The sequence below is a fragment of the Massilia sp. Leaf139 genome, assembly GCF_001424165.1.
In the GTDB taxonomy this organism is placed as follows: Bacteria; Pseudomonadota; Gammaproteobacteria; order Burkholderiales; family Burkholderiaceae_D; genus Telluria.
Genome location: NZ_LMOJ01000023.1, coordinates 153822 through 167141, shown reverse-complemented (window position 1 = coordinate 167141; position 13320 = coordinate 153822). Strand labels below are relative to the sequence as shown.

Here is a 13320-nt window from a genome sequence, read left to right as displayed (position 1 = left end):
GTAAGCAAACTTTACGTTGCTTTGCCGCCCGCACTCCCTACTGCACTATAATCTTCGGCTATGAATACTCAACGCATCCTCGCGCACTTCCAGGAGAGCGCCGATTTGAAACTGAAGTCGGCCGCGGCTCTGTCGCAACCTATTTCGCAGGCGATCGAACTGATGTTCGGCGCCCTGTCCAACGGCAACAAGATCCTGGCCTGCGGTAACGGCGGTTCCGCCGCCGACTGCCAGCACTTCGCTGCCGAGCTGGTCGGCCGTTTCGAGCGCGAGCGCTTTCCGCTGCCCGCCATCGCCCTGACCACCGACACCTCGATCCTGACGGCCGTCGCCAACGATTACAGCTACCGCGAGATCTTCTCGAAGCAGGTGCAGGCCTTCGGCCAGGCCGGCGACATCCTGCTGGCGATCTCGACCTCGGGCAATTCGGGCAACGTGCTGGCCGCCGTTGAAGCGGCGCTCGAGCGCGAAATGCGCATCGTCGCCTTCACCGGCAAGGATGGCGGCGCGCTGGCGAAATTGCTGACCGACGCCGACGTCCACATCAACGTGGCCCACAGCCGCACCGCGCGTATCCAGGAAGTCCACCTGGTCGCGATTCACGCTATTTGCGACGGCATCGACGTCGCGCTATTCGGAGGAGACGAGAATGAATAAACCCGGCCTGAAGGGCTCCCTGGCGAAAGCCGTCCTGTGCGTGTCTCTGCTCGGCGCGCTGCAGGGCTGCGTGCCGCTGGTCGTGGGCGGCGCCGCCATGGGTGCGGCCGCCACCATGGACCGGCGCACGCTGGGCGCGCAGACCGAGGACAAGTCGATCACGGTCAAGGCCGAGGTGCAGGTGCCGAAGATCGTCGGCAGCGCCGGCCACGTCAACATCGCCAGTTTTAATCGCAAGGTGCTGCTGACCGGCGAAGTGCGCGACGAGGCGATGAAGGCCGCCGTCGAACGCGAAGTGCGCGGCATCGAGAACGTCGTCACCGTGATCAACGAACTGGTCGTCGCCGGCCCGTCGAGCTATACCTCGCGCTCGTCGGACGCGCTCATCACCGCCAACGTCAAGGGCAGCCTGGTCGAAATGAAGACGATCTCGGCGACCTCGTTCAAAGTGGTCACCGAACGCGGCACCGTCTACCTGATGGGCCGCGTGACCCAGCGCGAAGGCGACCTGGGCGCGAACATCGCGAAGAGCGTCGCCGGCGTGCAGCGTGTCGTGAAGATTTTCGAGTACATCACTGAAGAAGAACTGCGCACCCAGTATCCGAAGAGTTCGTCGGTCGCCCTGTAATCCAGGCGGAGCCATGGGCTCCGCTTTTTTTATCCGTGCCATGACTGCTAGTAAAACATCTTCCTGGATCAAGCCTGCCGCCATCGGCGCGCTCGTGCTGGCGCTGGCGGGCGGCGGCTACACCCTGTTTGCGCGCGGCGAACAGGCGCCGCAAGTCACCTTCATCAGCATCGCCGGCGACAAGATCGATACCGCCAAACTGCGCGGTAAAGTGGTCATGGTGAATTTCTGGGCGACTTCGTGCACGACCTGCGTGAAGGAAATGCCGGCCATGGTCGACACCTACAACAAGTTCAAGGATCAAGGCCTGGAATTCGTTGCGGTGGCCATGCAGTACGACCCGCCGAACTACGTGCTGAACTTTACCGAAACGCGCAAGCTGCCCTTCATCGTCGCCCTCGATGCCGGCGGCGACATCGCCAAATCCTTCGGCGACGTCACCCTGACGCCGACCACCTTCGTCATCGGTAAGGACGGCACCATCCTCAAGCGCTACGTCGGCGAACCGGATTTCACGCAGGTACACGCCCTGCTGCAAAAGGCGCTGGCCGCCGGTTGAAGCCCACGTCGGCCGTGCTCGCCTTGCCGTGATGACGATCTGTCATTACACTGGCCCGTATGCATGGCAGGGCGCACCGGGCGGCGCGAATGCTACAGCACGCCTGACTTAGCTCAAGCCCGCGACGCCGGAACCGGCCAAGCTTGATGCATTCGCAGGCACGCTGTCGCGGCCATGCGCGCAAAGGAGATGCAATGCGTCACTTCATCCGCAGGATAGCCATGCTCGCCGCGCTGCTCGCGCTGGCGGCGTGCGCCGGGCCGCGGCCCAAGGCGCTGGCCGTGCTGCATTACCAGCACGTGGCCAACGCCCACGAAATCCGTTTCACCAATCCGATCGCGCTGTCGGCGGCGCTGTACCGCGTCGGCCATCTGTCGCCGGTCGATTCGGAAGGGTTCTGGGCTGTGTTCGTGCTGTGCAATGTCGACGTCACCGAAGGGGCGCGCCGCGGTTTTCATTACAATGTGAACCAGTTCCGGGTCAGCCACGAGGGCCGCGAGTTCGGCGGCCTGCCGCCCTACTCGCTGCGCTACCAGGGGCAGGTCGACCTGAACAACGCGGGCGACACCCTGCCGATCCTCGACGCCATCGCCGCCGAAATCCAGGAAGGGCCGCACGAGCAGATTTTTCATACCGGCTTTTATCCCGACCTGAACTACCGCTTCGCCATCTTCGTGCCGAAGGCGCTCGTCAACTACGCCGGAGAGGAATTGAAGCTGAGCTACAAGGGCCAGCCGGCGATCCTGGTGGGCAATGGCAAGCCGCCCTCGGACTTGCCGGCCGTCGGCGGCAGCGCGGGCGGCGTCGCAGCCGCGTGCGTGCCGCCTCTGCCTTAATTTTTCTTAACGTTTACTAGGATGCGTTAATTCTTTTAACGCTGGCGCCCAGGACTGCAGATTACGGCTGCCTAAGCTGGCCGATCACACTCGCTACCTTGGTGGTAATCACATCGATTGCCGGATTGTTCGCGCCGTGCGGCAAGATGACGTCGGCGTGGCGTTTGGTCGGCTCGATGAATTGCTTGTGCATCGGGCGCACCGTTTCCAGGTACTGGGCGACGATGCTTTCCATCGAGCGGCCGCGCTCGGCGATGTCGCGCTGCATGCGGCGAATAAAACGCACGTCGGCGGCGGTGTCGACGAAAATCTTCAGCGACATCATCTTGCGCAGATCCGCGTCGTACAGGGCAAATAAACCCTCGATCACGATGACCGGCGCCGGTTTTACAGGGATGGTTTTGTTCGAGCGGTTGTCGATCGTGAAATCGTACTCCGGCATCTCGATCGCTTCGCCATTGCGCAGCGCGCGCACGTGCTCGACCAGCAATGGCCAGTCGAAGGCTTGCGGATGGTCGTAGTTCTGCTTGCGGCGCACTTCGGGGGTGAGGTCGGACTGGTCGCGGTAGTAATCGTCCTGCATCACCACCGACACCATCTCGGCGCCGAACGAGGCCAGTACTTGCTGGGTCACCGTCGACTTGCCGCTGCCGCTGCCGCCGGCAACACCAATGACGAACGGCTGATAGGAAATCGCATTCATCCCCGCATGATACCGGAGCGGCGCGCGAACCGACAGTGCGCTACGCCGCGCTCCGGCGCCGAGACCGGGTTTTCCCGGCTACTGCGGCTTATTTCGGGTACAGGATCATCTGGGTGCAACGGAACAGGGCGATGGTCTTGCCGTTGGACTTGTCCGTCACCTTCACATCCCAGACCTGGGTCGTGCGTCCGCCATGCACCAGGCTGGCCACGGCCATGATTGTGCCTTCGCGTGCGGTGCTGAAATGGTTCGATTTCAGTTCGATCGTCGTGAAACTCTGGGCGCCTTCGGGCAGGCTGGCGATGCAGGCGTAGCCGGCGGCCGTATCGGCCAGCGTCACTACGCTGCCGGCGTGCAGGTAGCCGTTCGGCGCCAGGTGGTGCGGCTTGATCGGCAATTGCGCGGTCAGGGTCTGGTGCCCGACTTCCAGGATCTCGATGCCGAGGTAGCCGGGCAGCGTGCCGACGCCGCGTTGATTGAAGGCTTCTAGGGTAGGTGCGGTCATGTCGATGAGTGACGAGTGGTGGACTTCATATCGTACACCGGGTGGCTGCGGCTTGCCGGGGGTGCCAACACGGCGCGTATGTCCGCGTGGGCATGCCCGGTGAAACCGTGGGCGAGGCCATCGGCCTCGCCCACCCCTACGGCGCCTCCCGGTCAGGCGCGGCGCTTGGGCTTACTGGCATGTCCCCCCTGCCGCTTGCGCGTGGCGGCATTCTGCTGCTGCAGCAACGAATCGACCCGCTCCGAGGCTTCGCGCGCCAATTGCTGGGCTTCCTCGATACTCGGGAAATATTCCGGTGCGCGATAGCCGAGCCAGGCATAGGCCGAATACATGCGGCAGGTGTCTTCGACTTCCTGCAGGTTTTTCCAGAACAGGCCTTCCGGATGCGGTGTCAATTTGGACACCTTTTTCTTGGCCAGCGCCAGGGCCCAGTGTTCCCAGGCGCTTTGCAGCATCGGCACCCGGCTCGAGATCGGCACCAGGGAGAGCATGAATTTCTCGGCCACCGTCAGATCCAGGGTGTCGAGCCATTCGGCGCGCTCGTTCTGGTCTTCGGTGATGCGCGGATAGAAGAAGCCGTCCGGCACGTCGATGTTGTGCACGAAGCGGCGCAGCAGTTTGACTAAAGAGGTCTCGCCGGTCACCGAGGAAATCCGGTGCAGCTGTTCCAGTGAGGGGGCGACGGCGAAGCCGGTGGCCGGCACCGGCGGAATCTTTTCCTTCATCAGGGCGCGCATGACTTCGTGGGTGTCGTCGTCGTAGCCGGCGACAAACCCTTCTTCGTGCACGCCGTAGCGCCCGGCGCGTCCGGCGATCTGTTTCGCCAGTGCCGCCGAAATCTCTTCTTCCTCGACACCGTTGTATTTCACCGCCGTCGTCATCACGATGCGCGCGATCGGCATATTCAGGCCCATGGCGAGGGCGTCGGTGCCGACCACGATGTCGGCCTGTCCCTCTCTGAAACGCTCGGCCTGGGCGCGGCGCACCTCGGGCGAAAGGTTGCCGTAGACGGTGGCGACCGATAGGCCCTTCTCGGTGATCATGTCGCGCCACATCAGCACGTCGCGTCGGGAAAAGGCGATGACGGCGTCGCCGCGGCGCAGGTTCGACAGTTTGCGCACCGGCCCCGGCTCCATCGCCAGCGGCGCCATGCGTTTTAATACGTGGACTTCCAGCGGCACTTCCAGCCGTTCGGCCAGGGCCTCGATGGCGCGCCGCGCTTCCGGGGCGCCGACCAGGTACACCGTCGATGCCGGCGCGCCGCAGACGGCGGCGGTCCAGGCGGCGCCGCGGTCGCGGTCGGCCAGCATCTGGATTTCGTCGATCACGGCGACTTCGATCGGCGTTTTACTGTCGAGCATTTCGACCGTGCTGGCGACGTGGGTACTGCCCTCCACCACGCGCCGCTCCTCGCCCGTAATTAAACTTACCTTGATCGGCTCGCCGTGCGGACGCGCCGCCTGCAGGCGCTCGTAGTTTTCCAGCGCCAGCAGGCGCAGCGGAGCCAGGTAGGCGCCGCTCTTCGCCTTCGCCAGCGCTTCCATCGCGCGGTGGGTCTTACCGGAATTCGTCGGCCCCAGCAGCGCGATGAATTTTCTCTGCATGCGGCTGGCCACCTCGAACGATTCCGGGTACTCGGCCAGGTTGATGCTTTCCTTGGTGCGGGCGGCGTGGCGCTCTTCCTGCTCGCGCTCGATCGCATGCTCGACGCGCTGGCGGATGCGCTCGAACACATACTCGGCCGGCTCCGAGGTTTCCAGTTCGTCCAGCACGCCGAGGAAAACGCGCGGGTCGAAGCCGGCATCGTCGGCCTGCTCGGCGATGTCGCGCACGAACTCCTCGGCGTCGAGCTGCAGTTCGGCCAGGGCTTTATCTCCGGTGCGCTCCTCGATCAGCGCGCGCCGCGCGATCAAGTCCATCTTGCGCCATTTACTCGGTTTGGCCAGCACGCCGCGCGCGGGCACCAGGGCGTAGGGCACGCGCAAGCCCTCGTAGCGCACTTCGCCGGAAAAGCGCAGGAACACCCGCCCTTCCATTTTGACCAGTTCGATGCCGCGCGCGGCCAGGTCGAGTTCGCGCTCGAGGAAGGCGTCGTCGCCGCCCGTGTCGTTGTTGTTATCGGAAGCGTCGTTGCGTGGATGGCTCATGTTGGGGGAGATGATGTCTGGTTGTTATCACTATAGCGCGCTTGGCCCGAAGCCCCGGTTCCAGAACACGGAGACGCTGCCGTCGGAAAGTTGGCGATTCGTCCGGAAGTGTGTCCCGCTATCGACAAAACTTTGACCGGAGGGGCTGCGAAAGCAGAATGTTATTTTCCTGAAAGAAATTTTCAACTATAGTCTGACGCTCCCCATCACTTACTTTTACCCGCGTCCCGCCACCCGGAAGTACCGCCCATATGAAAAATAACAGGATCGGACTGATTCTCGTCGGCTCCATGCTGGCGGTGATCGCAGTGGTCGTGACGCTGCTGCTCCAGCGCCAGCAGACCGAACACGCCGAACAGGTACGCGTGCAAGGCCTGGGCATGGTGCGCTCGCTGGCCGCGCTGCCGGTGGCCGTGCTGGTGCCGGGCAAGGGCCAGCCGGGGGTGCTCGATTCGATCCTGGCCTACCGCGACAATCCCGATTTCGCCTACGCCGCAGTCAGTCAGGACAATGGCCGCAACCTGGCCGAAGTGGCCAGCGCCGGCGCCCTGGTGCCGCCGCCGGCTGTGCTGGCATTGACCGGCTTCGCCGAACGCCAGGTTGCCGCCGACCAGAACCGGCGCGCGATCCGCGAATTCTATGGGCCGTTGGCCAGCGCCGACGAGAAACTACAGGTACGCATCGGCTATTTCGAGCCACGTTCCCCTTTCAATATGAAGGATCTGCCCTTCTACGCGCTGATCGCGCTGGCCATGTTCCTGCTGGTGCCGCTGATCTACCTGGTGATCAAGCGCGAGATGGCGCCGCTGGCCGCCCTCGGTGAGCAGCTGCGCACCGTGGCCGCCCAGAGCGGCGCCAGCCCGGCACTGGCAGCGGCAAGCGCCGACCCTGCCAACGCCGACAGCGATGCCGACGTGCGCGGCCTGGCCCATAAACTGAACCGCTACCTCGACCAGGCCAGCGCGCGCATCCGCGAACTGGAACAGGAAAGCGTGGCGAGCATGGCCAGCGGGCGCCTGCTCGAATACGGCAGCAACAAGATGCAGGCCGTGCTGCAATGCCTGCCCGACGGGCTATTGGTGCTGGATCCGGCCGGCGAAGTGACTTTCGCCACCGGCAAGATCGAGCCGCTGCTGGGCGTGCCGGTCGCCGAGGTGCTGTCGCAGCCGGTCGAGGCCTGGTGCCGCGACCCGGAATTGCGCGCGATGCTGGCACGATTCCGCAGCGCCGGCTTGGACACGCGCAGCCAGATGACGATCGAATTCAATCCGGCCGGCGTGCCCGACAAGCGATTATGGGCCACGGCCCAGGCCCTGCTCGGCCACTCGATGGGCTACGGCACCCTGGTCGTGCTGCGCGACGCCACCCGAGAGCACCTGGCGCGCCAGGCCGGCAACGATTTCGTCGCCCACGTGGCGCACGAGCTGAAATCGCCGCTGAACGTGATCGGCATGTATGGCGAGATGCTGGCCGACGCCGGCATCGACGATCCGGCCGTGCGCGTGGAAGCGATCAACGTGATCCAGGACGAGGTCGAGCGCATGAATTCGCTCGTCAACAACCTGCTCAACGTCAGCAAGCTGGAAATGGGCAGCATGCGTCCCGAGCGTCATCGTGTCAAACTCGACGATCTGTTGCGCGACGCCTTCCAGCAGGCCCGTTCGCGCGCCGAGAACAAGGGCATCCGCCTCGAGCTGCAGGTGGCGCGCGACCTGGCCGCGGTCTCGGTCGACAAGGATCTGTTCCGCATCGCCCTGAACAACCTGCTCAACAACGCCATCAAGTACAACCAGTCCGGCGGCAGCGTCGTGCTGGCGGCCGAGGAAGGCGATGCCGACGTCGTCATCGCCGTGCGCGACAGCGGCATCGGCATGACGCCGGAAGACCGCGAGCGCGTGACCGAGAAATTCTTCCGCGTGCGCGAAAGCGGCGCCGAACAACGCGGCGGCCATGGCCTCGGGCTGTACCTGACCAACCAGATCGTCGAGCTGCACCACGGCCGCCTGACGATCGACAGCGAGCTCGGACACGGCAGCGTGTTCTCGATCCACCTGAAAAAGATGCCGGCCCTGGTCGAAGGAGGCCAAGTCCTATGAACAAACGCACCATCCTGCTCGTCGACGACGAGCCGCACGTGATCCGCGTGCTGCGCCTGATGCTCGAACGCGAAGGCTACGAGGTCGCCAGCGCCAACGACGGTGCCGAGGCGCTTGCCAAGATGGACGCGCGCCGGCCCGACGTGATGGTCAGCGACATCCAGATGGCCGGCATGGACGGCCGCGAGTTGTGCCGCACCGCGCGCGCACGCTATCCGGACGAAACCTTTCCGATCTTCGTGATGACCTCGATGACGGCTTCGGGCGAGCGCGAATGGGTGCGCGCACTGGCCAATGTCGACTTCCTCGAAAAGCCGCTCAGCCCGCGCCAACTGGTCGCGCGCCTGGCCCAACACTTTGCAAGCGCCGCCGCGCAGGAGAACCACCATGCAGCTTGAGCTCCTCAACGACCTCGATTACACCCGCTACGCGCGCTGGCTGCGCCGCATCACCGGCGTCGAGCACGACTTCGCGGTCTGCCACGCCGACGGCGCGCCCGCCTGGGCGGCGCTGCCGGCAAGCGACATCGGCGCCTGGATCGGCGCCCAGTGCGCGGGCGGCTTCGCCTGGCCGGCGATCGGCGACGGCATGCAGCGCCACGACGCCGACGGCGTCACGATGCTCTACATGGCGATCCACGCCAAGAGCGGCCTGCTCGGCTACCTGGCGGTGCGGGTGGCGAACCTGGCCGAAGCCCCGGTCGCCTGGGACGTGCTGGCCGAGACTCTCGAGGACATCGGCGCCGGCATTGCCGACGAGGTCGCCGCCAAGCGCGAACTCGACAACATGGCGCTGGAACTGTCCGAGCGCTACGAGGAACTGCACCTGGTGTACGCCATCGACAAGCAGGTGCAGCAGCTCGAACCCGGCGCCGACCTGTTCCAGAAGCTGCTGCAAAGCTGGGCCGAGCACATGGATGCCGACGTCGCCGCCTTCGTGAAACCGGGCGAGGGCCTGTGCGTGCACGCCACGAACCTGTCGGCGCCGATCCACAACCTGGATCTGGTGCTGGTCGAGATGCGCGGCGATCTGTACCGCTTTACGCACTCGGCGCGCGCGCCGATCGTCATCAACGATGTCGATGATCCGCGCCGCGCTTATATCTTCACCGACCTGCCTTTCAAACTGCTGTGCTGCCCGGTGATCCACGACCGCAGCGTGGTGGCGATCCTGGTGCTGGCGAATCACCTGGAGAAACCCGATTTCTCGAACAGCGACCGCAAGCTCGGCGAACTGCTGGCGAACCAGCTCTCCGGCTTGTCGAAGATGTACGGCATGCTGGCCGAAACCCAGAAGTTCAACGACCAGATGGCGAACGCCCTGATCGAAGCGGTCGAGGCGAAAGACCCGTACACGCGCGGCCACTCCGAACGCGTGCACTACATCACGATGCAGATCGGCGCCGCCATGCACCTGGGTACGCGCGACACCGAGGATCTGTACTGGGGTTCGCTCCTGCACGACGTGGGCAAGATCGGCATTCCCGACGCGGTGCTGTGTAAACCAGGCCGCCTCACCGCCGACGAGTTCACGTTCATCAAAGTGCACCCGGAGCGCAGCTACGAGATCCTGCGCCACATCGACCGTTTGAAGGGTGCGGTGCCGGGCGCGCGCCACCACCAGGAAAAATACGACGGCACCGGCTACCCGCATGGCCTGAAGGGCAACGACATCCCGCTGCACGCGCGCATCATCGCGGTGGCCGACACCTACGATTCCATCACCAGCTCGCGCGCCTACCGCGCCGGACGCAGCCACGAAGTGGCGATGGCCGAGATCCGCCGCGTGGCCGGCAGCCAGCTCGACCCGGCCATCATCCGGGTCTTCGAAGAAGTCTGCGCCGCGGAGCCGGAATGGATCGCCCGTTTCAATATCGCGCGCGACGTGGAAGCCAGCGTCAAAGCCGCAGCCTAAATGAGCAATACCGTGAGCGACGCAGTCACCCGCAGCCGCATCGGCTCGATGACCTATCTGGCGCCGTCGATGGCGCTGGTGGCGAGCGACGCCATCGATGCGGTGGAAAACGCGATCGCCGAATGCATCACCCAGCACCAGGTCAGCATCGTGCTCGACCTGGGCAAGGTGCCGCTGCTGTCCGGGCGCGCGCTGGAACTGATGACGCGCGCCGCCAGCCGCCTGGGGGCGCTGGGCGGCTGGCTGAAGCTGGCCTATCCGAGTCCGCTGCTGCTCGACATCCTGCGCGTGACGGGCGTGGCCGACCAGGTGGCGCTGTACGACGCACCGGCCGCGCAAGCCAAGCCGGCACGCGCCGGCGGCCAGCTGAAACTGGGCGACATCCTGGTCGAACGCGGCATCGTCACCGCAGCCCAGGTGGCGGAAGCGGCGCGCCTGCAGGAGCAGACCGGCAAGCGCATGGGTTTCATCATGGTCGAGAAGAAGTGGCTTTCGGAGGCGGCCCTGTTCCAGGCGCTGGCCGAGCAGCTCGACCTGCCGTTCGTCAGCCTGCGCGCCGGACTGTACGATCCGGTGGCGGTGTCGCTGCTGGAACGCGATGTGGCGAAACGCCTGAACGTGATCCCGCTGTTCGTGGTCGAGAACACGCTGACGATCGCCACCGGTGAACCGCAGGCCGTGCACAGCATCGACGAGATCCGCGCCCGCACCGGCTGCCGCATCCGCGTGACGATGGCGCCGCCGCTTGATATCAACCGCGTGCGCGACGACGCCTACGGCGGCACGATGCCGGATTTTATCCACAGCGAGACCGACGACCTGGAGCTGGTGGAGAACCAGATCCCCGACGACTACACGCAGATCGACCAGATGGCCGGCGCCAGCCCGGTGATCAACATGGTCAATGCCGTGATCCAGCGCGCGATCCACGACAACGCCAGCGACATCCACATCGAAATCTCGCGCAATAAATCGCGCATTCGCCTGCGCATCGACGGCATCCTGTACGAGGTGATGTCGCCGCGCGTGGAACTGCATCCGGCGATCGTCTCGCGTCTGAAGGTGATGGCGCACCTGGACATCGCCGAACGGAGACTGCCGCAGGACGGCCGCATCCAGGTGATGACCCAGGGCCGCACGGTCGACCTGCGTTTTTCTTCGCTGCCCGGCATCTACGGCGAAAAGGTCGTGCTGCGCGTGCTCGACAAAAACCAGTCGATCCTCGACGTCGATAAACTCGGCATGAACGGCGGCGCGGTCGACACGTTCAAACGGCTGCTCGGGCGCAGCCATGGGCTGATCCTGGTGACCGGCCCCACCGGGAGCGGCAAGACCACCAGCCTGTACGCGGCGATCAACTACCTCAAAAGCATCGAGAAGAACATCGTCACGATCGAGGATCCGGTCGAATACCAGCTCGACATCATCAACCAGAACCAGGTAAACGATGCGATCGGGCTGACCTTCCCGAAGATCCTGAAACACGTGCTGCGCCAGGATCCGGACATCATCATGGTCGGCGAGGTGCGCGACCGCCAGACGGCGGAAATCGCGGTGCAGGCGGCGCTGACCGGGCACCTGGTGTTGACGACCCTGCACACCAACGACACCCTGGGCGCGGTCGCGCGCCTGGTCGAGATGGGGGTCGAGCCGTATTTGCTGTCCTCGGCCCTGATCGGCGTGATGGCGCAGCGCCTGGTGCGCCGCATCTGCCCCGGCTGCAAGACCAGCTACCTGGTGCCGCCAAGCGCGGCCAGCGCGTATGGCTACAAGGGCGACGGCAATTTGAAACTCCTGAAAGGGCGCGGCTGCCCGTCCTGCTACGACTCCGGCTACAAGGGCCGGCTCGGCATCTACGAGCTGCTGGAAGTGGGCCCGGAGCTGCAGCGCATGATCGTCGCCAACGCCAGCAAGGATGCGATGGCCCAGCACGTCGCCGCCAGCGGCCACCGCGACCTGTACGCCGACGGCATGGAGCGCGCTTTCGGCGGCGACACCACGCCCGAGGAAATCGCGCGCGTCGTGCATTCGCTGTAAGGATCGAAGATGGCACTCGAATGGGACGACCTGCCGGAAACGGCCAAGGCCAGCGCAGCGGCTGCAGCAGCCGCGCCGGCAGCGAACGCCGCGGCCGCGCGCAAGCCGGTATGGCGCCTGACGCGCGACGCGGGCATCGGCCCGGCCGACCGCATGCTCTTCACCGAACGCCTGACCCTGCTGCTGGAAACGGGTGTGCCCTTGCACGACGCCCTGCGCGCCCTGCACGAGCAGGCCGGCAAGCCGCGCCTGAAAGCCATCGTCGGCGAGGTCGCGGACGCCATCGTCGGCGGCCAGCGTTTTTCCGAAGCGCTGCACAAGCACCCGGAGCTGTTCCCGCCGACCTACATCAACCTGATCGGCGCCAGCGAGGAAGGCGGCTTCCTGCCCGAGGTGCTGGAACAGCTGGTCGAGATGGACGAAAAACAGGAGCGGCTGCGCAGCACGATCGTCTCCTCGTTGTCCTATCCCGGCTTCCTGATCGTGTTCTCGATCCTGGTGGTGGTGTTCATCCTGGTGGCCGTGTTCCCGAAATTCTCGACCATGTTCATGTCGATCTACGACGAGCTGCCGGTCACGACCAAGGTGTTCATCTTCGCCAGCGAGGTACTGACCAAGAACGGCATGCTCTTCGGCGTCGGCACGCTGGCACTGGCGGCGGGCGTCTTGCTGGGCGCGCGCCGCCCCGACGTGCGCGCCCGGGTCGACCGCATGAAGCTGCGCCTGCCGCTGGTGAAGGACATCTTCATCAAGATCTATCTGGTGCGCCTGATGCGGGTGATGGGCATCTCGCTCGAGCGCGGCGTGACCATCCTGGCCACGCTCGGCGCCTGCCGCAACGTGATTCCGAACGCCGAGTTCCAGCGCTTTATCGGCGAACTGGAAGCGCAGGTGACGGAAGGGCGCGGGATCGCCGCCGGCTTTAGAGACAGCGACCTGATCCCGGTCAGCGTCAAGCAGATGATCGACACCGGCGAACAGACCGGCACCCTGGGCCGCGTCATGGGCCGCGTCGCCGATTTTTACGAGCGCGACCTGACGCGCCAGTTGAACAGCCTGGCGAAGATGGCCGAACCGGTGATGTTGCTGGTGATGGGCATCCTGGTCGGGACGATCGTCACCTCGATCATTCTGCCTATTTTCAAAATGTCACGAGCTGTGCATTAAAAAACCACAATCGCCAAAAGTTAATGCGCCTCGGCAACAAATAGGGCGGTTGTTCATGTTACTCTTCGTTG

At 64.7% G+C, this 13320-nt stretch carries 12 protein-coding genes; 9 read left to right on the top strand and 3 right to left on the bottom strand.

What is annotated here, in order from left to right:
* Positions 1-60: 60 nt before the first annotated feature.
* From ASF77_RS14940 to ASF77_RS14925, 4 genes are all read left to right on the top strand, one after another.
* Positions 61-657, top strand: coding sequence for a phosphoheptose isomerase (locus ASF77_RS14940; RefSeq protein ID WP_056340902.1), 597 nt, complete (start codon positions 61-63; stop codon positions 655-657).
* Entirely contained in the window at positions 650-1285 is a 636-nt protein-coding gene (locus tag ASF77_RS14935) for a BON domain-containing protein (RefSeq protein WP_056340899.1), read from the top strand. Before ASF77_RS14940 ends, ASF77_RS14935 begins: the two co-directional genes overlap by 8 nt.
* 40 nt (positions 1286-1325) lie before the next feature.
* Entirely contained in the window at positions 1326-1844 is a 519-nt protein-coding gene (locus ASF77_RS14930) for a peroxiredoxin (RefSeq protein WP_156648905.1), read from the top strand.
* Between the two features lie 194 nt (positions 1845-2038).
* The gene (locus ASF77_RS14925) at positions 2039-2680 is read left to right on the top strand and encodes a hypothetical protein (RefSeq protein ID WP_156648904.1); all 642 of its coding nucleotides are present in this window, start codon (positions 2039-2041) and stop codon (positions 2678-2680) included.
* A gap of 61 nt (positions 2681-2741) precedes the next feature.
* On the opposite strand, the gene udk is transcribed toward ASF77_RS14925, so the two are convergent.
* The 3 genes from udk to ASF77_RS14910 all read right to left on the bottom strand — a co-directional run bounded on the left by udk (position 2742) and on the right by ASF77_RS14910 (position 6035).
* On the bottom strand, positions 2742-3383 hold the full coding sequence (udk, locus tag ASF77_RS14920; protein ID WP_056340895.1) for a uridine kinase: 642 nt from the start codon (positions 3381-3383) through the stop codon (positions 2742-2744).
* Between the two features lie 88 nt (positions 3384-3471).
* Positions 3472-3888: a PaaI family thioesterase gene (locus tag ASF77_RS14915; protein WP_056340892.1), complete on the bottom strand. Its 417-nt coding sequence runs from the start codon at positions 3886-3888 to the stop codon at positions 3472-3474.
* A gap of 152 nt (positions 3889-4040) precedes the next feature.
* Positions 4041-6035, bottom strand: coding sequence for a helicase-related protein (locus ASF77_RS14910; protein WP_056340890.1), 1995 nt, complete (start codon positions 6033-6035; stop codon positions 4041-4043).
* 251 nt (positions 6036-6286) lie between these two features.
* On the opposite strand from ASF77_RS14910, the gene ASF77_RS14905 reads away from it, so the two are divergent.
* Genes ASF77_RS14905 through ASF77_RS14885 form a run of 5 tightly spaced genes read left to right on the top strand, consistent with a single transcriptional unit; the run spans position 6287 to position 13249 of the window.
* Positions 6287-8131, top strand: coding sequence for a PAS domain-containing sensor histidine kinase (locus ASF77_RS14905; protein ID WP_056340889.1), 1845 nt, complete (start codon positions 6287-6289; stop codon positions 8129-8131).
* The gene (locus tag ASF77_RS14900; protein ID WP_056340887.1) at positions 8128-8529 is read left to right on the top strand and encodes a response regulator; all 402 of its coding nucleotides are present in this window, start codon (positions 8128-8130) and stop codon (positions 8527-8529) included. Before ASF77_RS14905 ends, ASF77_RS14900 begins: the two co-directional genes overlap by 4 nt.
* On the top strand, positions 8519-10045 hold the full coding sequence (locus ASF77_RS14895; protein ID WP_056340886.1) for an HD domain-containing phosphohydrolase: 1527 nt from the start codon (positions 8519-8521) through the stop codon (positions 10043-10045). Before ASF77_RS14900 ends, ASF77_RS14895 begins: the two co-directional genes overlap by 11 nt.
* A gap of 12 nt (positions 10046-10057) precedes the next feature.
* Positions 10058-12082 (top strand): ATPase, T2SS/T4P/T4SS family, encoded by a 2025-nt coding sequence (locus ASF77_RS14890; protein ID WP_229445452.1) that lies wholly within the window; start codon positions 10058-10060, stop codon positions 12080-12082.
* A gap of 9 nt (positions 12083-12091) precedes the next feature.
* Complete coding sequence (locus tag ASF77_RS14885; RefSeq protein ID WP_056340882.1) at positions 12092-13249, top strand: type II secretion system F family protein; 1158 nt, start codon at positions 12092-12094, stop codon at positions 13247-13249.
* The last annotated feature ends 71 nt before the right edge of the window (positions 13250-13320 follow it).

Coding starts and splice junctions, on each gene's coding strand:
- ASF77_RS14940 (WP_056340902.1), top strand. CDS start 61: ATGAATACTCAACGCATCCTCGCGCACTTCCAGGAGAGCGCCGATTTG.
- ASF77_RS14935 (WP_056340899.1), top strand. CDS start 650: ATGAATAAACCCGGCCTGAAGGGCTCCCTGGCGAAAGCCGTCCTGTGC.
- ASF77_RS14930 (WP_156648905.1), top strand. CDS start 1,326: ATGACTGCTAGTAAAACATCTTCCTGGATCAAGCCTGCCGCCATCGGC.
- ASF77_RS14925 (WP_156648904.1), top strand. CDS start 2,039: ATGCGTCACTTCATCCGCAGGATAGCCATGCTCGCCGCGCTGCTCGCG.
- udk (WP_056340895.1), bottom strand. CDS start 3,383: ATGAATGCGATTTCCTATCAGCCGTTCGTCATTGGTGTTGCCGGCGGC.
- ASF77_RS14915 (WP_056340892.1), bottom strand. CDS start 3,888: ATGACCGCACCTACCCTAGAAGCCTTCAATCAACGCGGCGTCGGCACG.
- ASF77_RS14910 (WP_056340890.1), bottom strand. CDS start 6,035: ATGAGCCATCCACGCAACGACGCTTCCGATAACAACAACGACACGGGC.
- ASF77_RS14905 (WP_056340889.1), top strand. CDS start 6,287: ATGAAAAATAACAGGATCGGACTGATTCTCGTCGGCTCCATGCTGGCG.
- ASF77_RS14900 (WP_056340887.1), top strand. CDS start 8,128: ATGAACAAACGCACCATCCTGCTCGTCGACGACGAGCCGCACGTGATC.
- ASF77_RS14895 (WP_056340886.1), top strand. CDS start 8,519: ATGCAGCTTGAGCTCCTCAACGACCTCGATTACACCCGCTACGCGCGC.
- ASF77_RS14885 (WP_056340882.1), top strand. CDS start 12,092: ATGGCACTCGAATGGGACGACCTGCCGGAAACGGCCAAGGCCAGCGCA.